Annotated in this window: 15 protein-coding genes; 7 read left to right on the top strand and 8 right to left on the bottom strand. The window is 72.0% G+C overall.

The annotated features are described in order from the left end of the window. Positions 1-203: 203 nt before the first annotated feature. The 7 genes from ACWGKU_RS18835 to ACWGKU_RS18805 all read right to left on the bottom strand — a co-directional run bounded on the left by ACWGKU_RS18835 (position 204) and on the right by ACWGKU_RS18805 (position 8,569). Entirely contained in the window at positions 204-1,232 is a 1,029-nt protein-coding gene (locus ACWGKU_RS18835) for an alpha/beta hydrolase (RefSeq protein ID WP_401053018.1), read from the bottom strand. A gap of 11 nt (positions 1,233-1,243) precedes the next feature. Then, entirely contained in the window at positions 1,244-2,482 is a 1,239-nt protein-coding gene (locus ACWGKU_RS18830) for an esterase/lipase family protein (RefSeq protein WP_452180324.1), read from the bottom strand. Positions 2,483-2,739: 257 nt separating this feature from the next. Continuing rightward, positions 2,740-2,952, bottom strand: coding sequence for a ferredoxin (locus tag ACWGKU_RS18825; protein ID WP_452180325.1), 213 nt, complete (start codon positions 2,950-2,952; stop codon positions 2,740-2,742). A gap of 15 nt (positions 2,953-2,967) precedes the next feature. Beyond that, a complete protein-coding gene (locus ACWGKU_RS18820) occupies positions 2,968-4,173 on the bottom strand; it encodes a cytochrome P450 (protein ID WP_452180326.1) in 1,206 nt (401 codons plus the stop codon). A gap of 204 nt (positions 4,174-4,377) precedes the next feature. After that, positions 4,378-5,742: a hypothetical protein gene (locus tag ACWGKU_RS18815; RefSeq protein WP_401043597.1), complete on the bottom strand. Its 1,365-nt coding sequence runs from the start codon at positions 5,740-5,742 to the stop codon at positions 4,378-4,380. After that, a complete protein-coding gene (locus tag ACWGKU_RS18810; protein ID WP_452180327.1) occupies positions 5,739-7,052 on the bottom strand; it encodes a phenylacetate--CoA ligase family protein in 1,314 nt (437 codons plus the stop codon). The genes ACWGKU_RS18815 and ACWGKU_RS18810 overlap by 4 nt, the downstream gene beginning before the upstream one ends. Before the next feature lie 278 nt (positions 7,053-7,330). Next, on the bottom strand, positions 7,331-8,569 hold the full coding sequence (locus tag ACWGKU_RS18805; RefSeq protein ID WP_452180328.1) for an MFS transporter: 1,239 nt from the start codon (positions 8,567-8,569) through the stop codon (positions 7,331-7,333). Positions 8,570-8,676: 107 nt separating this feature from the next. Between ACWGKU_RS18805 and ACWGKU_RS18800 the strand changes: the two genes are divergently transcribed. Continuing rightward, the gene (locus tag ACWGKU_RS18800) at positions 8,677-9,258 is read left to right on the top strand and encodes a GNAT family N-acetyltransferase (RefSeq protein ID WP_380543862.1); all 582 of its coding nucleotides are present in this window, start codon (positions 8,677-8,679) and stop codon (positions 9,256-9,258) included. A 27-nt stretch (positions 9,259-9,285) separates the two neighbouring features. Here ACWGKU_RS18800 and ACWGKU_RS18795 read toward each other — a convergent pair whose 3' ends face one another. Beyond that, complete coding sequence (locus ACWGKU_RS18795; RefSeq protein ID WP_401043589.1) at positions 9,286-10,956, bottom strand: class I adenylate-forming enzyme family protein; 1,671 nt, start codon at positions 10,954-10,956, stop codon at positions 9,286-9,288. A 214-nt stretch (positions 10,957-11,170) separates the two neighbouring features. Between ACWGKU_RS18795 and ACWGKU_RS18790 the strand changes: the two genes are divergently transcribed. Genes ACWGKU_RS18790 through ACWGKU_RS18765 form a run of 6 tightly spaced genes read left to right on the top strand, consistent with a single transcriptional unit; the run spans position 11,171 to position 19,828 of the window. Then, on the top strand, positions 11,171-11,491 hold the full coding sequence (locus ACWGKU_RS18790) for a chorismate mutase family protein (RefSeq protein WP_401043604.1): 321 nt from the start codon (positions 11,171-11,173) through the stop codon (positions 11,489-11,491). Positions 11,492-11,528: 37 nt separating this feature from the next. After that, positions 11,529-13,640 (top strand): aminodeoxychorismate synthase component I, encoded by a 2,112-nt coding sequence (pabB, locus tag ACWGKU_RS18785; protein ID WP_452180329.1) that lies wholly within the window; start codon positions 11,529-11,531, stop codon positions 13,638-13,640. After that, entirely contained in the window at positions 13,637-14,533 is an 897-nt protein-coding gene (locus tag ACWGKU_RS18780) for a prephenate dehydrogenase/arogenate dehydrogenase family protein (protein WP_452180330.1), read from the top strand. Before pabB ends, ACWGKU_RS18780 begins: the two co-directional genes overlap by 4 nt. Further along, the gene (locus tag ACWGKU_RS18775) at positions 14,530-15,780 is read left to right on the top strand and encodes an aminotransferase class I/II-fold pyridoxal phosphate-dependent enzyme (protein WP_401043581.1); all 1,251 of its coding nucleotides are present in this window, start codon (positions 14,530-14,532) and stop codon (positions 15,778-15,780) included. Before ACWGKU_RS18780 ends, ACWGKU_RS18775 begins: the two co-directional genes overlap by 4 nt. Continuing rightward, positions 15,777-16,652 carry a N5-glutamine methyltransferase family protein gene (locus tag ACWGKU_RS18770; RefSeq protein WP_401043579.1) on the top strand — a complete coding sequence of 292 codons (876 nt, stop codon included), beginning with the start codon at positions 15,777-15,779 and terminating at the stop codon, positions 16,650-16,652. The genes ACWGKU_RS18775 and ACWGKU_RS18770 overlap by 4 nt, the downstream gene beginning before the upstream one ends. Before the next feature lie 11 nt (positions 16,653-16,663). Beyond that, complete coding sequence (locus ACWGKU_RS18765) at positions 16,664-19,828, top strand: amidohydrolase family protein (RefSeq protein ID WP_452180331.1); 3,165 nt, start codon at positions 16,664-16,666, stop codon at positions 19,826-19,828. The last annotated feature ends 124 nt before the right edge of the window (positions 19,829-19,952 follow it).

The raw sequence follows: 19,952 nt of genomic DNA, 5'->3' as shown, positions 1-19,952 counted from the left end.
GGCGCCGCCCGCGCTGCGCCCGCGGGGCCGGGTTGCTCCGCGGGGAGAACGGGTCCGTCCGGCCCCCCCGCCGCCGCGCCGGACCCGTCGAACGGCGCACGATGAGAGCGGACGGAGCACGAAGAGGGCGGCCGGAGCGCATCGCTCCGGCCGCCCTTCCCCGTCCGTCGGGACCGCTCGACCCGCCGGGGGCCGTCCCGCCGTCAGGCCCCGTCCAGCACCTCCACCAGCGCCGTCAGGAACTCCTTCGGCCGTTCCAACTGCACGCTGTGCCCGGCGCCTTCGACCGCGACCTCGCGCACCCGGCCGCCGGCGGCGGCGTAGCGGTCCAGTACGGCGCGGGTCTGCGCCACCATCGGCTGGGCCGGGCAGGTGTCCGCGCCGGGCCAGCCCGGGACGGCACCGATGGCCCCCAGGTGGGCCAGGTCGAAGAGCGAGGTGTCGGAGACGATCACGTCGGCCGTGCCGCGGATCCACAGGATCGGCGGCTTCGGCTCGACCAGTTCCAGGTCGTCGATCCGGAAGTGGGTCGGCGCCATCGAGTTGAGCACCCCGCGTTCGCCGGGACCGAAGCCCGGCCAGGCCTCGCTCGTGCGGCTGTCGCCCGGGTAGTGGTCCTCCCCGGTCCGGGTGGTCAGCATCGCCGCCACGTAGTGGTCCGGCTCCGCCAGCGGCTCGCTGACGTAGGTGGTGTTCAGCACCGAGAGCGGCGCGAACGGCGACTCGGCGCCCGTCTCGCCCTCGCGCAGCAGCCGGACGAAATCGGGGGCCGCGCCGCCGGCGCCGGAGCCCGCCCCGTCGGGCGAGTTGAGCCGCCCGTCCACCCCGTGGGTGCCGCCGAAGCCGTACGGGGAGACCGGGTTGACCAGGGTGAGCGAACGGACCAGCTCCGGGTGGTCGCGCAGCAGTTGCAGCACCACGCCGCCGCCCATGCTCCAGCCGACCAGGTGGACCGGGCCCAGGGCCAGCGCCCGGAGGTAGGAGAGCAGGTCCTCGCTGTGGTCGCGCAGGCCCCGGGTGGCGTCCACCGGCAGCGGCTCGGTGCGGCCGAAGCCGCGTAGGTCGGGGGCCAGCGGGCGGTAGCGGGCGGGGAGCCCGGTCATGGTCGAGTGCCAGAAGACGCCGGAGGAGACGTTGCCGTGCACCAGGACCACGGGTTCCCCGGTGCGGCCCTCGATCTCGGCGTAGCCCACGGTGAGCCGGTCGGTGGCGATCAGTCGATCGGTGATCATCCGGGATGTCCTCAGTTCAGCCAGCCGGCGACCTGCGCGCTCGCCGCGCTGTCCCAGCCGAGTTGCAGGTGGTTGGCGAGGGCGATCAGCGCGGTGCCGCCGACGGTGCCGAAGCCGGTGGTGTCCAGCGCGCTGGCCACGAAGACCACGCCGTCGCTGGGCCCGCGGTTCTCGTTGAAGATCCCGACGATGCTGGGCGTGCCACCGGCCAGGAGGTAGGCCGTCACCGAGGAGGGCACCCCGGCCTGGTGCAGCGGGGCGATCAGCGAGCCGGCGTTGATTGCGGCCTGGATGCCGCCGCCGTCGGTGTAGAAGCCCTGCCCGCCGTAGTAGGTCGTGTACCAGTCCTGCTGGGTCTGGTCGATGCCGAACACCGAGTCCCAGCGGGCCAGCATCTGCCGCTGCCCCGGGTAGTTGTCGTAGCCGCTCGCGGGGGTGAAGGAGAACTCCGGGTGCGCGGTGTAGGTGCCGTAGCAGGTCATGCGCAGGTGCGGGGACGGGGCGTTGACAGCACCGCCGCACTGCGGCCAGATCGAGAAGTCGTGCGCCCACCCGTGCGCGAACGGGTAGTCGTAGCCGCCGTTCGGGCCGCCGAGGGTGATCAGCTTGCGCACGTCGCCCGCGTACGGGCGGCCCCAGGAGGGCTTCACCGAGGACACGTAGGCCCGCGAGGACATCTCGCCCTTGCTCCACCCCACCACGTCCACCTGCGGGACGCCGAGCTTGGCACGGATCAGCGCGACGGCGTCGCCGACCTCCTGGGCCTGCATCAGGTTGTCGCCCTGCTTGTGCGCGAAGCCGATCGCGAAGACCCGGTAGCCCCGCCCGGCCAGGTTCTGCATCAGCCCGGTGTTGGGGCAGGACATGGAACCGCAGCCGTAGCCGCCGGACTCGCCGGGGTTGGCCCAGGCCCGGTCCGGGTTGTCGTTGGCGCCGTGCACCAGCAGCACCGGGACCTGGTGCGCGCCGGTGTTCCAGCCCGGGGCCGAGTAGAGCAGGAAACGGCCGGAGAAGGGCTGCTTGACGCCGCCGAAGAAGGTGAGCCGCTGGCCGTCCTGGTCGCCGCGGCCGTCCGGCGGGTACTGCTCCTGCCGGAAGCCGGTGGTGGTGTCGAGGTAGCGCTCGACCCGGTCCCAGCCGTTGGCGACGGTGCCGTAGGTCGCCTCCAGGGTCAGGTTGGCCGGCACCGCGGCCGCGGCCGGCCCCGCCGGGACGGCCGCACCGATCAGCGCCAGGACGCCCGCGAGCACCCAGCCCCATCCTCTTCGCCTGCCACGCCCGTTCCTTCGCATACGCGTTCACTCCTCCACACCGGGGGCCAAGTGCGCGACACGCTACGGACGCCGCAGTGCCGTCCCTATGGAGGCGTCACATACCTCCGGCGTTCCGGTATGGGTGTCCACCACCTGGCCGGAGGCGGGACCCGGCTCCACTCTTCACGGAGACCGGTCGTCGCCGAGGTCCGCTCCCGCCGGGCGGAGGACCTCGCCGTTCCTCCACCGGACGGTCATGCGTCGGACACGCCCTGATGCCGCGGGTCGGCCGACAGGCTGATCGCCGAGGCGGGGCACAGGGCGACCGCCTCGCGAACCGCGCCCAACGCCCCGGCCGGAGGCTCGGGTTGCCGCACGACCGACGTGCCGTCGTCCTCGCGCTGGTCGAAGACCTCGCCGGCCGTCAGGACGCACATTCCGGAGCCGATGCAGCGTTCGGTGTCCACGGTGATCCTCATCGATCACGCGTCCCAGGTGACGGGGAGGCTCTTCACCCCGTAGATGTCCGCGAGCTCCGGGCGCAGGGCGACCTCCTCGGGCGGCACGGCCAGGCGCAGCGTGGGGAAGCGGTCGAGCAGCGCGGGGAAGGCGACCCGCATCTCGATGCGGGCCAGCTGTTGGCCCAGGCACTGGTGGATGCCGTGGCCGAAGGCCAGGTGTCCGCCGTCCTGCCTGCGCAGGTCGAGCACATGGGGATCGGGGAAGCGCTCGGGATCGCGGTTGGCGGTGTTGAACGAGAGGATCACCCGCTCGCCGGCCCTGACGGTCCGGCCGCCGAGTTCGACGTCCTCCAGGGCCGTCCGCATGAAGGTCTTGGCGACGCTCAGGTACCGCAGCAGTTCCTCCACGGCCCGGTCGGCGAGCGCGGGATCGCCCCGCAGCGCGGCCAGTTGGTCCGGGTTGCGCAGCAGCGCGAAGGTTCCGAGGGCCAGCATGTTCGCGGTGGTGTCGAGACCGGCCGCGAGCAGGATCAGGCTGATCCCCTTCAGTTCCTCGTCGGTCAGATCGCTGTCGGTGAGGTCGCTGAGCACGTCGTCGGTGGGGTTGGCGCGCTTGGCGGCCACCAGCTCGGCCAGGTACTCCTGGGTCGAGGCGTAGGCCGCCATGAGGTCCTCGTCGCTCGTCTCCCCGTTCATGAACGAGTCGACCTGCTCCTGGAAGGAGCCCCGGTCCTCGTACGGCACCCCGAGCAGCTCGCAGATCACGATGGCGGGGATGGGCTTGGCGAACGCGGTCACCAGGTCCGTCGGAGGCCCGGCCGCCTCCATGGCGTCCAGGCGGGCGGTGGTGACCTGCTCGATGCGCTCGGTGAGCAGCCGCATCCGCCGTACGGTGAACTTGCCCGTCAGGGGCTTGCGGTAGCGGCTGTGCTGGGGCTCGTCCATGAGGACGAACTCCCCGGGCGGCGCCGGCGGGATCTGGAAGTCGCCGTAGTCGATGGTCGGGTGGAGCATCAGGTCCTTGCGCGAGCTGAACCTCGTGTCGGCCAGCACCGCCCTGACCAGGTCGTATCCGGTGACCAGCCAGCCGGGCCGTCCGCCGGGGAAGGTGTAGCGGCTCATCGGCGCGTGCCGGCGGGCGTCGATCAGCTCGGCGGGCGGGTCGAAGGGACAGCCGGGGCGGCGTGCCACCGGCATGGTCGTGACGGTGTGCGGGGATTCACCCATGGCCGTTCCTCGTTTCGCGTTGCCGCACGTTCGGATAACTGGAAAGCTACGGCTGTTTCTGACTCGACGTCAATCGGATGAAACGCGTCTTCCCAGCTCAGTAACGGTAAATTGATGCAATGACGCTGAACTCGAACGCAATGGATCGTTGCAATGGATGAAGGTTAAGGCAATGTCGCGCCCGGGCTCGCTCACGCGTGCAGGTCAGGCCGGGTAGCTGAACACGGCGGTGAGCTGCGGCAGCGCGTCCCAGCCGACGACCGCGCTGCCGGCGGACTCGGACAGCGCACGGATGTAGGTGCCCGCGTACCCCTCGTCGGTCAGGTAGACGCCCCAGGTCGCGAGCCAGTCCCGCACCTCGCCGGTCTCCGCGTCCTGCACCGGCTCCGGCTGCGCCGGGGCCTTGCGCTGCACCAGGAACCGTCGTCGGTCGCACTCCGTCAGGGCCCGCCGCCAGTCCCCGTCGGACGTCTCCCAGCCGGCGACGATGCCGCCGCCGCGCGCGTCGTTGTTCGGCTTGAGGATCAGTTCCTCCCGATGGGCGCGGCAGTAGTCGATCAGATCGACCACGTCGCCGTCCACCTCGACCGTGCCCTCGGCCATCGACCGCGTCCACGGCAGCATTCCGTCGATCAGGGCCAGCTCCTCCTCGGCCAGGGCGGCCCGGAACCGGGGGTCGTGCAGCATCGGCAGGATGCCCTTGTTGCCGTGCAGGTCGGTACAGATCGGGGTCAGCTGCACGGTCCGGCCCTCCTCGTGGGCGCGGAAGACCGGCTCCATGGCCCCGGCGACCTCGGGGTCGGCGAGGATCTGGTCCACCGACACGTAGCGGAGGATCACGTCCACCGGGGTGCCGTCCAGGTGGATCTTCCCGCCCGGCGAGCTCAACTCGCCCACCTCGGCCAGCCGGAGGTCGATTCCCTTGCCCCGCATGTACTCCTGGAAGGGCAGCATGTACTTCCGGTACTGGGCCACCCGGCCGTTGCTCTCCAGCATCACGACCACCGGCGTGCCGGCGGCGGACACGCTCTCGGCGCAGCGGGTGAGCATGCGGGCGATGCCCGCCCCGATGTCGGGGTAGGTCAGCCGGTGCTTCTCGGCGAACTCCCGGAACCTGGGCACGTCCATCAGCGCCCGCGGGATGTCGCCGGTCCGTTCCATGCCGCCGAGGTCGGCGCCGATGTTGAACTCCAGCAGTCGCCAGGAGTCGCCGTCACGGTGCAGGTCGGCCCGGCCGTACGGGATCGGCGGCACGAGTCCGTTCCGGCGGACGAGCTCCACCGACCGGCGGTCGAGCCCGAGCGCCTCGCCGTAGGCGAACACGTCGCCACCGTGGAGCCTGCCGGGCAGGGAGACGATCAGGTCGTGGAACCGCATGAGCCGGTCGGCGACGCCGCGGATCGCGGTCTCCTCGACGAACAGCGGCCGGCCGAGCACCCGCCCGTCGAAGGCCGCGGTGAAGTGCGGCGGGAACCGCAGGTGGTCGACGACCCCGCGCAGGCCGTCGCGCCCCTCGGCGGCGCATTCGTCCAGGTAGGACCGGGTGACGGGGCAGGGGTTCCGGTTCATGCGGTGACCGTTCGCTGGTAGAGGGTGGGCACCTTGCCGCGCTCGGTGCGCTCGAAGTCGCCGCGCTCGACGTGCTCCACGGTGAACCCCAGGCAGCGCGGGCCGGTGACGATCTGGTTGAGCTCGACGGTGTCCGCGAAGGCCGCGACCACCGCGTCGACGGTGATGTCCCCGGGTGTGCTCGGTGACAGCAGCAGCCGTACCCGGTACCGGTTGACGGTCCAGAGCACCTGAAACTGGCAGTCGGCGGGATCGGTGATGCCCAACCGGGCGAGCCGCGACATCAACTGGTCGGCGGAGACGGTCTCGGAGTCCACGTTCAGCGACTGCCGGGCCCGGCCGAGCAGGGTGAGCACGGAGGCCTGGCTGCCGCAGCGGCACGGCTGGGTGCTCAGCCGGCCCCGGTCGCCGATGGCGTAGCGGAACAGGGCCATGCCGGTGTCGCTCAGCGGCGTGACCAGGACCTCGCCCTCCTCGCCGGCGGCCACGGCGAGCCCGGTCTCCTCGTCGACGATCTCCACCACCATCGCGTCCTCGTGCACGTGGTGGTCGTTGCCGGACAGCCACTGGCACTGGTAGCCGATGGGCCCGGTCTCGGTGGTGGAGTAGGCCAGCGAGCGGACCGTCAGTCCGGGCAGGGCGGCGGTGAGCGCCGCGGTGCGGCTGGCGCCGAGGCTCTCCCCGATGTAGAGGTAGGTCCGCATCGAGGCGAGCAGGTCCGGGGGCGTTCCGGTGAGCAGGTCCACCCCGTACCCCGGTGGCGCGGCCAAGGTGTCGATCGCGTGCTCGGAGATCATCTTCGCCGTCTCCGCGACGCTGGTGACGTTGCCCAGGGGGTACACCCGCGCGCCGAGCAGCCGAGCGACCTCCTGGGTGAACAGGAAGGATCCGTTGAGTTCGGCCCCGTAGAGGCAGTTCGCCACCCGGCGGGGCGGCTCGGGCAGGGTCGCGCGCAGCCCGCGCGCGCCGAGCGCGGACACCTGCTCGTTGAACGCCCAGGAGTGGTACATCATCTTGACCTTGCTGGAGGTCCCGCTCGAACGAAGCACCATGCCGGGCTGGTCGCCGTCGATCAGGAACTCCACCGAGTGCGGCGGACAGCCGTCGGCCAGCGCGGACGGGGTCAGCACGGGCAGTTCCGGCAACCGGTCCAGGCTGTGCACGGAGTCGAGCCCGGGCCAGCGGCGCAGCACCGCGGGCGTGCGCCGGGCCGCGGTCACCAACCGCGTGAAGTTGTGCGCCCGCAGTCGCTCGATCTCCTCCCGGCTGATGGCGTCCAGGTCGGCGGCGAGCCGAATGCCGGTGTTCATCGGGAACCTCCGTTGTGTGCTGATCTCGTCGCGCACGATCACCGTGCCTGCCCGGACGGCTCCGCGCGGCGCAACGCGTCCTTGCTCGGGGGGCCGCTGCCGCCGGTGCGATTCCGGCGCGGCCCCGGCGCCGACGGGCCGGCCGCACCGGGCATTCGGTTGGTCCCATTCCCATTCCGTCGACGCCCGAACACTAGATTCCGTCGGACGATCGGACGACCGGCTTCTTTGCGTTATGGGGCGGCATTTCTTGCTGGGGGCCGCATTTGTTGCGCGAATTATCCGACCCTCGACGGGAGGCGTTCCGGTTCGTCCAACTCCCGCCAAACCCGGAACACGAACGGCCACAGCGAAACGAGCAGGCAGAGCCCGCCGAGCACGAGCACCGCGGCGGTCGGCCCGACCGCGTCCAGCAGCACCCCGGCCAGCAGCAGTCCCAGCGGCATGGCCGCGTTGGCCGAGGCGTGGAACGCCGCGAACACCCGGCCGCGCAGCCCCTCGGGCACCCGGGCGTACTTGACCGCGGCGATCACCGGGTTGATCGGGCCGTTCGCCATCATGCAGGCCGAGACCACCAGCACCAGCAGCACCGGGTGCGGGTCGGCCGCCACGGCCAGGAAGACGGGCGCGCCGGAGACCAGGGAGCAGATCGCGAACACCCGCCACCGACGGCCGCCGTCGCCCAGCCAGCCGTACAGCGCCGTGCCCAGGATGCTGGCGCCGCTGGACGCGGCGATCAGCACGCCGACCAGCGTGCTGTCGTGCCACACGGTCAGTCCGTAGGCGGGCAGCAGCACCGAGAGCAGCCCGACGGTGAGGGCGTTCAAGGCCGCGCACTGCACGCCGATGACCAGCAGCAACCGGTCGCGCCGGAAGTGCTCGGCGGCCTGCTTGAGCTCCCGCAGGTAGCCGTGCGCGCCGTCGGCCGGCTCACGCCCGGCGGCGGCCGCGGGCCGGACCAGGAGGCCCACCAGCGCCGCCGCGGTGAGCAGCGCCGCGCCGTCGGCCAGTAGGACCCAGGTGGGTCCGATCAGCCCGATCAGAATGCCGCCGAGCGGCGCGCCGAGCAGGTCTCCGGTGCGCAACGCGGACTCCTCCGCGCTGGTGCCCCGCTCGACGCGGACGCCGGTCGCGGCCAGGACGGCGGGCAGCAGCACCTGTTTGGCGCTGCGGGAGGGTGCTCGACCGGCGCCGATCCCGAACACCAGGACCACGAGCACCGGCAGCGACAGCAGGTCCAGTGCCTCCGCGGCCGGGATCGCGATCACCGCGACGGAGGCCGCCAGGTCGGCCATGATGCTGCCGCGCCACGCGCCGTACCGGTCCAGCAGCGGGCCGACCAGCACCACCGAGAGGACCAGCCCGAGCGTTTCGGCGGCGGCCACGGCCCCGGTCTGGAGGCCGCTGCCGGTTCTTGACAGCACGAACCAGGGAAGGGCGATCATCGTCATCGTCGCGCCGCACGAGGACACGCCGCACGCGGCGACGAGTGCGAACAACGGCAGGCGACGGATCACCGGCGTACTCCGCGGAACAAAGTGTTCACGATTCCCCTAAATGCCGATTTTCGGATGCTAGTATCCGCTGGACCATTCATCGAATAATCCAATTCGGAGTCTCACCCGTGGATCCTGTTGTCACTGACCGGCTGGTGCTGCGTTCCTTCACCGAGGCGGATATCGACGACCTGCACGACATCCAGCGCCGTCCGGACGTGACCCGGTACCTGCTGTGGGACGCCCGCACCCGCGAGGAGACGCGCACCGCGCTGGCCACCAGGATCTCGGAGTCCGAGCTGGCCGGGGAGGGCGACAACCTGGCCGTCGCGGTGGAGCTGCGCGAGTCCGGCCGGCTCATCGGCGAGTTCAACCTGGACTGGCTGAGCGCCGAACTGGGCCGCGCCGAGATCGGTTTCGTGATGAACCCCGACCACGGCGGCCGCGGGTACGCCACCGAAGCCGGCCGCGAGGTGCTGCGGCTGGCGTTCGAGCGGTACGGCTTCCACCGGGTGGTCGGCATGTGCAACGGGAACAACGTTTCGTCGATGCGGCTGATGGAGCGTCTCGGCATGCGTCGGGAGGCGTTCTTCGTGCAGGGCGAGATGCTCAAGGGGCAGCGGGCGGACCTGGCCGTGTACGCGATGCTGGGCACCGAGTGGGCCGGCGCGGACGTCATCGCCGAGGGAACTCCGGTCGCCCGGGGATGACGTCCGCACGTCGTGGTGGTCGCCCGCCTAGAGGGTGGTGGCCACCGCGGCGGGGTCGCTCGCGCGGAGGTAGTCCGCGAGCGTGTCGTAGCGTTCACGGAGCTGACGCTTGAGCACCTTGCCGGTGACGCCCTGCGGGATGTCGGTGACGGAGCGGGTCAGTTCGAGCACGGCCAGCGTGGGGTGGCCGGCCGCGCCGAGCACGGTGTTGGCCGAGGCGAGCAGCTGCGACGGGTCGAGGTGCTCGCCGTGGGCGGCGACCAGTGCCACCGCGACCGTGTTCCCGCCGTGCCGGCCGGCCACGACCGTGCAGTCCACGATCACCGGCAGCTCGTTGAGCAGGAGTTCCTCCATCTGCACCGAGTGCGCGGGGCCCGCCGCGGTCTCGATGGTGTCCACCGCCCGGTCCACCTGGTAGAAGTCGCCGGCCTCGTCCTGGTACGCCAGGTCGCCGGACAGCCAGTACCCGGACAGCCGGCTGCGGTAGGTGGTGTCGGAGTCGTTCCAGTACCCCGCGGTGATGGTGGGGCCCTTGGCGCCCAGCAGTCCGATCTCGCCGCGGTCGGCCGCGGTGCCGTCCCGGCGCAGCACGACGACCTCGGACAGTGCGTCGGGACGGCCGATGCAGCGGTCGTTGCGCTGTGAGGCCAGCGAGCGCGGCTGCACCATCAGGCCCCAGCCCAGTTCGGTGGCGCCGAAGCGGTCGTAGAACACCGCGGAGGGCAGCTCGGGGTCGCGCTTGCCCAGGATGGCCTTGAGGTGGGCCTCGTGGATGGCGTCGCCCATGGTCACCCAGCTGTCCACCGAGTCGACCGCGCCGTCGGCGACCTCGACGTCGGCCAGTTCCGTGAACGCGTGCGCGAAGGCCATCACCGTGGTCGGCCGGTACCGGCGGATGGCGTCGACCAGGTCGGCGCCGGTGGGGTCGTAGTGGGCGACCATGGGCGTGCCGGCCAGGACGGCGTAGTTGACGTACACCACCGAGCCCAGGTGCGACTGCGGCTGCGCGGCCATCATCAGGTCGTCGGGCGAGTCCAGGTAGTCGGTGAGCCGGAACCGCGGGCCGGCGACGCTGGACGCGTGCGTCTGCACCACCGGCTTGGGGAAGCCCGTGGTGCCCGAGGAATGCAGGATCGAGACCGGGTCGTCGGGCGCGTGCCGGAACCGCGCGGCGGCGGCCAGCTCGGCCTGGGGCGGCGCGGGCACGTCCTCGGCCAGGACGACCCAGCGCGAGCCCGGCAGTTCGGCGAGCTCGGGGCCGAGGAGGTCGCGCCGGCCGCGGGTCGTGTACACGCCGACCGGCTCGGTGCGCCGGATCAGTTCGAGCGCGTTCTCCTTGGGGGCCTTGCTGTTGATCAGCACCGCGATCGCGCCGATGGTCGCCAGCGCGTGCAGGTGAACCGAGTACGCGAAGGAGTCCTCGATGTGGACCGCGACCCGGTCCCGGGGCCGCACGCCCCGGTCGAGGTACCAGACCGACCAGCTCTGCACGAGCCGGTCCAGCCCGCGGAGGCTGAACTCGGTCGTCGTCCCGCCGTCGCAGGTGGCGACCGGCCGGCCGGTGGCGATGAACGGCAGGTCCGGGTTCGGGCTGACGGCCAGCGCCGACTCCAGGACGTTCCCGCCCCCGAGACGGGGATCCGCGGCGAGCTTCGCACGTGACTCGGCGGACAGCAGGGTTCGAGCGGACAAGGTCATCGGCGCGCCTTCCGGTGATGGTTTCCGGGAACCGATCGTCCGTGGACGTGCCGGAAGCGACAAGGTCTTTCTTGCGCATGTGGACCTCGGTTGTTGCGCGAGACCGCGTTTGTTGCCGCAACCGCCGCGCGGGCTCCTGCGGACCGCCGTTGGCAGGTACATCTGGAAGAGCCCTTCGGTGGGCGAGACGATCACGAGGAGATTCCAGGTGACCATGGGGGATTCGGCGGCACGATCCGGCGGAGCGGACCGTCGACTCGAGGAACTGCGGGGCGAACTGGACGGCATCGACGCCCGTCTGCTGGACGTGCTGCGCGACCGGATCGACGTCTGTGTGCGCGTCGCCCACCACAAGAGGGAGCACGGCGTCCCGATGATGCAGCCGCACCGCATCGGCATCGTGCAGGAGCGGGCCGCGCGGTACGGCGAGCGCAACGGGATCGACCAGGACTTCCTGCGCCGGCTGTACGACCTGATCATCGCCGAGACCTGCCGGGTCGAGGACCTGGTCATGGGCAACACCCCGGCGACCTAGGCACCACGGCCACACTGAAGGAAGGACAGACCGGGCAATGCGGATGTTGCTGATCGACAACTACGACTCGTTCACCTACAACCTGTACCAGCTGCTCGGCGAGGTGACCGGCCGGGCGCCGGTCGTGGTGCGCAACGACGCCGAATTCCCGGCGGAGCGGATGGCCGAGTTCGACGGCATCGTGGTGTCCCCCGGGCCCGGCCGGCCCGACCGGGCCCGTGACTTCGGCATCAGCTCCCGCGCCGTCCTCGACTCGGGACGGCCGGTGCTCGGCGTGTGCCTCGGCCACCAGGGCATCGCGAACCTGTTCGGCGGCACGGTCGGCCTCGCGCCCGAACCCATGCACGGCCGCAGCTCGCTGGTGCACCACACCGGCGACGGCGTCTTCGCCGGGCTGCCCACGCCGTTCTCGGTGGTGCGCTACCACTCGCTGACCGTCACCGACCTGCCCGAGGTGCTCGAACGCACCGCGTGGACCGAGGACGGCGTGCTGATGGGCCTGCGCCACCGGACGGACCCGCTGTGGGGCGTCCAGTTCCACCCCGAATCCATCAGCAGCGAGCACGGCAGGCTGCTGCTGGCGAACTTCCGCGACCTCGCGATGGACGCGCGCCCCGCTCCGGCCGTCGCCCCGCCTCCACCGGCCGTGCGGCCGGCGCCCGCTGACGCCACGCCGGATCTGCGCCTGCACGTGCGCGAGGCGGCGCACGAGCCGGACCCGGACGCGGCGCACCGGGAACTGTTCTCCGGCTCCACCCGCAGCTTCTGGCTGGACAGCAGCGAGACCCGCCACGAACGCTCGCGGTTCTCGATCATGGGCGACGACAGCGGACCGCTGGCCGAGTACGTCTCCTACGACGTCAGCCGGCGGCTGGTCACCGTCACCCACGCGGACGGCCGGGTCGAGGAGGTCCACCGGGACTTCTTCGGCTACCTCCAGGACAGTCTGGCCGCGCGGTCGCTGCCGACACCGGACGGTCTGCCGTTCGACTTCAACCTGGGCTACGTCGGTTACCTGGGCTACGAGTTGAAGGCCGAGACCGGTGGCTCCCGGGCACACCGGGCCGACACCCCCGACGCCGCTCTGCTGTTCGCCGACCGCGCGCTGGTCGTCGACCACGTGGAACACCGGTCGTACCTGCTGGCGTTGAGCACGCCGGAGCACGAGGCGGCCGCGCTCGACTGGCTGGACGGGACGGCGGCTCGGCTGTCCCGGCTCGACGGGTCCGCCGTGGACGATTCGGGCCGGACGGGTGTGCTGGCCGGCGCCGAGGCCGCCGACATGGCCGGCTGGGAGACCGCCCGTCCGCGCCACGACCGCGAGGGCTACCTCAAGCGGATCGAGGACTGCCTCGACGAGATCCGGCTCGGCGAGTCCTACGAGATCTGCCTGACCAACACGGTCACCGTGGACGAGAAGATCGATCCCCGGCACACCTACTCCCGGCTGCGCCGGATCAGCCCGGTGCCCTACGGGGCCTTCCTGGACTTCGCCGAGGTCGCGGTGCTCAGCGCGTCGCCGGAGCGGTTCCTGCGGATCGGCGCCGACGGCGTCGTGGAGTCCAAGCCCATCAAGGGAACCCGGCCCCGCGGCGGCACTCCCGACCAGGACGAGCTGCTCAAGCTGGACCTCTCCACGCACGAGAAGGACCGCGCGGAGAACCTGATGATCGTCGACCTGGTGCGCAACGACCTGAACACGGTGTGCGAGATCGGCTCGGTGCACGTCCCGGTGCTGTTCGACGTGGAGACGTACGCGCCGGTGCACCAGCTGGTCTCCACCGTCCGCGGCACGCTGCGGGCGGAGGAGAGCGCGGTCGGCTGCGTGCGCGCGGCGTTCCCCGGCGGCTCCATGACCGGTGCGCCGAAGGTGCGCACGATGGAGATCATCGACCGGCTGGAGGAGGGGCCGCGCGGCGTCTACAGCGGTTCGCTGGGCTGGTTCGCCCTGTCCGGCGCCGCGGATCTGAGCATCGTGATACGGACCCTGGTCGCCACCGACGAAGGGATGAGCTTCGGCGTCGGCGGCGCGATCGTGGCGCTGTCGGACCCCGACGAGGAGTACGAGGAGACCGTGGTGAAATCGCGCGCGGTGCTCACCGCGGTCGCGGCGACGGCGCTGCGCCCCGCGCTGGGAGGACTGGCATGAGCGGGGCCGGAGTTCGGTCGCTGCGGCGTTGTCTGGTGGCGGGCGGCGCCGGCGCGGTCGGCGGCATGTTCGCCTCGCTGCTGGCCGGTTCGGGCGCCGAGGTCGTCGTGGTGGACCCGGCCGGTGGCGACATCGCCGGGGACATCACCTCGCCCGGTGACGCCCTGGTCGCGGAGCTGGGCACGGCGGACCTGGTGCTGCTGGCGGTGCCCGAGCGCACGGGGCTGGCCGCGATCCCGCTCATCGCTCCGCACCTGCGTCCCGGTGCGCTGCTGGTGGACACACTGTCCGTGAAGGACGCCGTGGTGACCGCGCTCCAGGGCGTCGAAGGCGTGCAGGCCGTCAGCCTGAACCCGATGTTCGCGCCGGCCCTGGGCATGCCCGGCAAGCCGGTCGCCACCGTCGTGGTGCACGACGGGCCGGCCGCGGCCGAACTGCTGCGGCTGCTCGCCGAGTGGGGCGGCCGACCGGTGCTGCTCGACGCCGAGCGGCACGACCGGCTCACCGCCGCCGCGCAGGTGCTCACCCACGCCAGCGTGCTCGGTTTCGGGCTGGCGCTGGAGGAACTCGGCACCGACATCGGCGAACTCGGCGTGATCGCTCCGCCGCCGCACGCGACCATGCTGGCCCTGCTGGCCAGGATCGCCTCCGGGACACCGGAGGTGTACTGGGACATCCAGGTCGCCAATCCCGACGCCGCGCGGGCCCGCGGTGCGCTGGCCGCGTCCGTGCGCCGACTGGCCGACCTGATCGACGGCGGCGACGAAGCCGGGTTCGCCGCGGCGCAGGGCCGGCTGCGCGACCATTTCGGCACCGCCCTGGACGAGCACCGCGACACCTGCGCCCACCTGTTCGACGCCCTGTCCGCGTCCACCCGAATCGAGGCGACATGATCCATCCGCAGCAGGAGACACAGCCGGCCAACTGGGTCGAGTCCCGCATCAACAAGACGTCCGACTCCCTGGACGTGGCGTTCGAGCAAGGCCTGACCGGGCACGTGGTCACCGGCCGCAAGCCCGGCAAGGTGGTCTGCCTGGCGGACGGCACCGAGGCGCTGGAGTTCGTGTCCTGCTCCTACCTGGGTCTGGAGGAGCACCCCGCGCTGGTGACGGCCGCCGAGGAGGCGCTGCGCCGCTTCGGCGTGCACCTGTCGACCTCCCGCAACCGGATGCGCCCGCACTACCTCGGCGAGTTGGAGGACCTGCTCTCCACGGTGTACCGCGGCAACAAGGTCGTCCCCTTCACCTCCGTCGGAACCGTCCACCTGGGCCTGCTGCCGCTGCTCGGCGCCGGCGCGCTGCCCAGCTACCCGATCGCGCCCGGCGGCGCGACCTTCCTGGTGGACCGGACCGCGCACTCCTCGATGCAGGTGCTGCGGGGGGTCCTCGACCAGATCGGCCCCGCGCGCCGGTTCGACCTGGAGACGCCCGACTCGCTGGAGTCCGCGCTGCGCGACGCCCGTCGCGACGGGCGCACGCCGATCGTGCTGATCGACGGCGTCGGCTCGATGGGCGGTCTGATCGACGTCGCCGGGATCCTGGAGGCGCTGGCGCCCCACGGGGGACACCTCTACATCGACGACGCGCACGGCATCTCCGTCGCGGGCGAGCACGGCGCCGGCTACGCCTTCGAGGCGCTCGGCGACCGGCTGCCGCCCAACGTGGTCATCGCCGGCTCGCTGTCCAAGGCGTTCGGCGGCTGCGGCGGGTTCGCGGTGGTGCCGAGCGAGGACGACGTGCGTGTGCTGCGCAAGTTCGCGAACCCGTTGGTCTTCGGGCACTCGATCATGCTGCCGATGCTGGCCGCGAACGTCGCCTCGGCCCGGCTGCACCTCGACGGCGAGGTCGCCGCGTTGCAGGAGCGGCTGTGGCGCAACACCGAGGTGTTCGACGAGCTGACCGGCAACCGGCTCGTCAACGCCGGTCTGCGGTCCCCGGTGCGCGGTGCGCACTTCGACACCGAGGAAGCGGCCTTCCGCGCGGCCACCACGCTGAAGGAGGCCGGGGTGCTCATCCTGCCGGCCTTCTTCCCCACCGTGGCCAAGGGCACCGGTCTGATCCGCTTCGCCCTGTCCTCGCTGCACGAACGCGGCCATCTGGAGACGGCCGCGAACATCCTGGAAGGAGTCCGGAACGGATGACCGCCGAGACTGGTGAACCGACGCTGGGTGCGTTCCTGACGGACGCCGAGAAGACCCTCGCCGAGGCCGGCGCCTGGCAGCCGCGCGGGGACGCCGAGAAGCTGGCCGAGTACGTGCTGGGCCGCGCCGTGGAGCGGCTGCCCCTCGACGCCACGCTCGGCCGGGAGGATCTGGCCCGGCTGCGGGAGCTGGTCGCCCGCCGGGCCGACCGCACGCCGGTGGAGTACCTGACCGGCCGTGCCGTGCTCGGCGGTGTCGAGGTCGCGGTGGGTCCGGGCGTCTTCGTGCCCCGCAAGCACACCGAGCCGCTGCTGGCATGGGGGCTGGACGTGGTGAGCGGGGTGTCCAAGCCGCTCGCGGTGGACCTGTGCACCGGATCGGCGGCGATCGCCCTGGCGGTCGCGCACGCCCGGCCGGACGCGACCGTGCACGCCATCGAGCTCGACCCGGTGGCCCTGACCTGGGCGCGCCGCAACGCCGCACGGCAGGCGGAACTCGGCGACACCCCGATCATCCTGCACGCCGGCAATGTCACCGACGCCGCGATGTTCGCCGACCTGGACGGCACGGTGGACCTGCTGCTGGCCAATCCGCCGTTCGTGGTGGACGGCGTCGTGCTGCCGCCGGAATGGCAGGAGCACCAGCCGTGGCCCGCGCTGTTCGGCGGCCAGGACGGACTGGTCGTGATCCGCGCGGTGGTGGCGGCCGCCACCCGGCTGCTGCGTTCCGGCGGCGGCGTCGCGATCGAACACGACGACGAGCAGGCCGACGTGGTCATGTCCCTGCTGCGGGAACAGGACGCCTTCACCGGCATCAGCTACGGCGTGGACCACTGGGGCACCCCCCGGTACACCACCGCGCGCAGAAAGTAACGAGGAAGACCATGGAACACACGTCACCATCCGAGAGGCTCTCCCGCCGGCAGGTGCTGCGCGGCGGCGCGGTCGTCGCGGGCGCGGGCGCGCTGTGGCTGACCGCCGGCGCGGTGCCCGCGTCCGCGCAGACGCCGCAGCCGAACGGCCGTCCCGGTGAGAGCAGCGTGACCGTGCGGGACAGCGCCAACGTCGGGGTCGCGGTGTCCCCCGACGGCCGCCGGCTCGCGGTGGACATCGCCGGCGGCATCTGGCTGCTGCCGGCCGCGGGCGGCCGGGCCCAGCGGATCACGCCGGAGGAGCACGACGCGACCCGGCCGCACTGGTCGCCCGACGGGCGCCGGATCGTGTTCCAGTCCTTCCTCGACACCGCCTACGACGTGTGGACGATCAACGCCGACGGCACCGGGCTCACCCGGCTCACCACCGGCTGGGGCTTCGACCTGGAGCCGCGCTTCTCGCCCGACGGCAAGCAGGTGGCGTTCGCCTCCGACCGCGACCACGTCAGCCGGATCTGGGTGCTGGACCTCGCGAGCGGGCAGCAGCGCGCCGTCACCGACGCCGACGAGGTGCACGCGGCCCCGGTGTGGTCCCCGGACGGCACGAAGCTCGCCTACGTCGTCGGTGACGGCGCCATCGAGGAGTTGGACCTGGGTTCGGGCCTGCGCAGGCAACTGCCCGGCGTACCCGGCGACGCCATGGTGTCCTCGCCGGTCTACGCACCGGACGGCCAGGTCAGCTACCTGAGCGCGGGCGGCACCGGGACCACGATGATGCTCGGGGCCAAGGCGATCGTGACCGGCGAGGACCTGCCGCCGCTGCCGGTGTCGTGGACCTCGGCGCAGGAGTTCGTCTACAGCTCCGGCGGCCGGCTGCGCCGCCGCTCGCTCTCCGGGGCCGTGCGGGAGATCCCGTTCACCGCCGAACTGCCGTACTCGGCGCGGAACTACCAGCGCAAGCGGCGGAACCTCGTGTCGGACGCGTCGCGCCGGGCGAAGGGCATGGCCGACCCCGCGGTGTCGCGGGACGGCAAGCAGGTGGCGTTCCGCGCGCTGAACGCGCTGTGGCTGCTGCCGATCGGCGGCAGGCCCCGCAAGGTCGTGGACGACGGGTTCTTCGCGGCCGATCCGGACTTCGCGCCCGACGGCAGGTCCCTGGTCTACGTCAGCGACCGCGCCGGCACCGCCAACCTGTGGCGGCTGGACCTGGCGACCGGGCGCTCCGACCGGCTCACCGATCTGCCCGGCGGCCAGCTCGCGCCGCGGTTCTCCCCGGACGGCGCGAAGCTCGCCTACCAGGACGAGTCCGGTCAGACCTGGGTGTTCGACGTCGCCGACCGCTCGGTGCGCCAGGTGCTGCCCGCGCTCTACCAGCCGGGCCGGCCGACCTGGTCGCCGGACGGCGGCAGGATCGCGCTGGCCGCGCTGATGCCGTACTCCAAGCGCACCTCGAACGGCAACAACCAGGTGCTGACCGTGGACCTGGCCGACAACAAGGTCCGGTACCAGGAGATCGCGCCGGACCGGTCGATCAGCACCCGCGACAACGACGGCCCGCTGTGGACCTCCGACGGCCGGCACCTGGTGTTCGGCGCGGAGAGCCTCGCCTGGCGGGTCCCGGTGGCCGCCGACGGCACCATCACCGGCGAGCCGCAGCAGCTGACCGACGAGGTCACCGACTCGCTGTCGATCAGCGCGGACGGCACCGTCGTCTACCTGTGCAACGGCGTGCTGCGCACCGTCGGGCCCGACGGCGGCGCGGCCCGCACGATCACCGCCGACCTCACCTACCGTCCGGTACGGGTCAGCGAGCCCACGGTCGTGCGCGCGGGCGCGCTCTGGGACGGTACCTGCGAGCAGCTGCGCCGCGACGTCGACATCGTGGTGCGCGGCGCGACGATCGAGGCGGTGCTGCCCAGGGGCGGCGGCGTGCCCAGCGGCGCGCGGATCGTGGACGCCTCCGGGCTGACGGTGATGCCCGGCCTGATCGACACCCACAACCACTGGAACATGCGCGGCAAGCAGTGGGGCGACCGGCAGGGGCGGCTGTGGCTGTCCTACGGCGTGACCACGAGCAAGTCGCCCGGTGACCTCGCGTACCAGATGGTGGAGAACCGGGAGGCGATGGAGGCCGGCACCAGGGTCGGCCCCCGCTACCTCGGCTCGGGACAGGCCCTGGACGGCAGCCGGGCCTTCTACAACTGCATGCGACCGGTCCACTCCGCCCAGCAGCTGGAGCGGGAACTGGACCGCGCCGAAGGGCTGGACTACGACCAGATCAAGTCGTACATGCGGATGCCGGTGGCCTTCGAGCAGCGCATCGTGGCCAGGGCGCACGCGATGGGCGTGCCGGTCACCTCGCACTATCTGTACCCGGCGGCGCACACCGGCCTGGACGGCATGGAGCACCCCGGTGGCGGCCATCGGCTGAACTACTCGCGCACGCTGAGCTACGCCGGTTTCCGCATGTCGCAGGACGCGGTGGACCTGCTCGTGGCCAGCGGCATGTGGGTGTCGTCGACCATGATCTTCGCCAGCGAGCTGTACGCCGGCGACCGGTCGCTGGTGGAGGACGAGCGCACCAAGGTGCTGTTCCCGGACTGGGACTACCGGCGCCTGGTGGCCAAGGCCGACGGCGCCGCGCAGCCGGGTCCGGAGAGCGAGCTCGACCAGCGGATCACCAAGGGCATGGTGGACGCGCTGCTGCGGGTGCACCGCGGGGGCGGCCTGGTCGTCTTCGGCACCGACGCGCCGCTGGACGACATCGGCGTCAGCGCGCACCAGAACCTGCGCGTGCTGGTGAAGTACGGGTTCACCCCGCGCGAGGCGCTGATGACCGCGACCGGCAACGCCGCCAGGGCGCTGGGCTACGGCGACCAGCTGGGCGCGGTGGCGCCGGGGAGGATCGCCGACCTGGTCATGGTCGAGGGCGACCCGCTGACCGACATCCGCGCCGCGGCCGCGGTGCGGTCGGTGATGGTGGCCGGCGTCACCCGCACGGTGCCGGAGATCCTCGCGCCGTTCCGGCCGGCCAAGGCGGCCAAGGCGGCGGAGGCGGCCGGGGCGACCGAGGCGGCCGTCGTGACCGTTCGCCCGGCCGCGCCGTCGGCCTCGCAGGACCCCGCTCACTACTGGCACCGTCCGGAGTGGAGCATGCGCCAGTGCTGCCAGCACTGATCGTGCGGTCGGGCTACCGGGACACGCCCCCGGGGCCCCACGCGGACGGGCCCCACCAAAACTTGAAAAGGGGCTGGGAGTGACTCACTTACAGAAAGCCCACCGAACCCGAGACAAACGGGAG

This window comes from Kitasatospora sp. NPDC054768 (genome assembly GCF_053612025.1).
This window is presented reverse-complemented; position numbering and strand designations above follow the sequence as displayed.

Coding starts and splice junctions, on each gene's coding strand:
- pabB (WP_452180329.1), top strand. CDS start 11,529: ATGCGGATGTTGCTGATCGACAACTACGACTCGTTCACCTACAACCTG.
- ACWGKU_RS18835 (WP_401053018.1), bottom strand. CDS start 1,232: ATGATCACCGATCGACTGATCGCCACCGACCGGCTCACCGTGGGCTAC.
- ACWGKU_RS18820 (WP_452180326.1), bottom strand. CDS start 4,173: ATGGGTGAATCCCCGCACACCGTCACGACCATGCCGGTGGCACGCCGC.
- ACWGKU_RS18795 (WP_401043589.1), bottom strand. CDS start 10,956: ATGACCTTGTCCGCTCGAACCCTGCTGTCCGCCGAGTCACGTGCGAAG.
- ACWGKU_RS18810 (WP_452180327.1), bottom strand. CDS start 7,052: ATGAACACCGGCATTCGGCTCGCCGCCGACCTGGACGCCATCAGCCGG.
- ACWGKU_RS18790 (WP_401043604.1), top strand. CDS start 11,171: ATGGGGGATTCGGCGGCACGATCCGGCGGAGCGGACCGTCGACTCGAG.
- ACWGKU_RS18775 (WP_401043581.1), top strand. CDS start 14,530: ATGATCCATCCGCAGCAGGAGACACAGCCGGCCAACTGGGTCGAGTCC.
- ACWGKU_RS18765 (WP_452180331.1), top strand. CDS start 16,664: ATGGAACACACGTCACCATCCGAGAGGCTCTCCCGCCGGCAGGTGCTG.
- ACWGKU_RS18815 (WP_401043597.1), bottom strand. CDS start 5,742: ATGAACCGGAACCCCTGCCCCGTCACCCGGTCCTACCTGGACGAATGC.
- ACWGKU_RS18770 (WP_401043579.1), top strand. CDS start 15,777: ATGACCGCCGAGACTGGTGAACCGACGCTGGGTGCGTTCCTGACGGAC.
- ACWGKU_RS18780 (WP_452180330.1), top strand. CDS start 13,637: ATGAGCGGGGCCGGAGTTCGGTCGCTGCGGCGTTGTCTGGTGGCGGGC.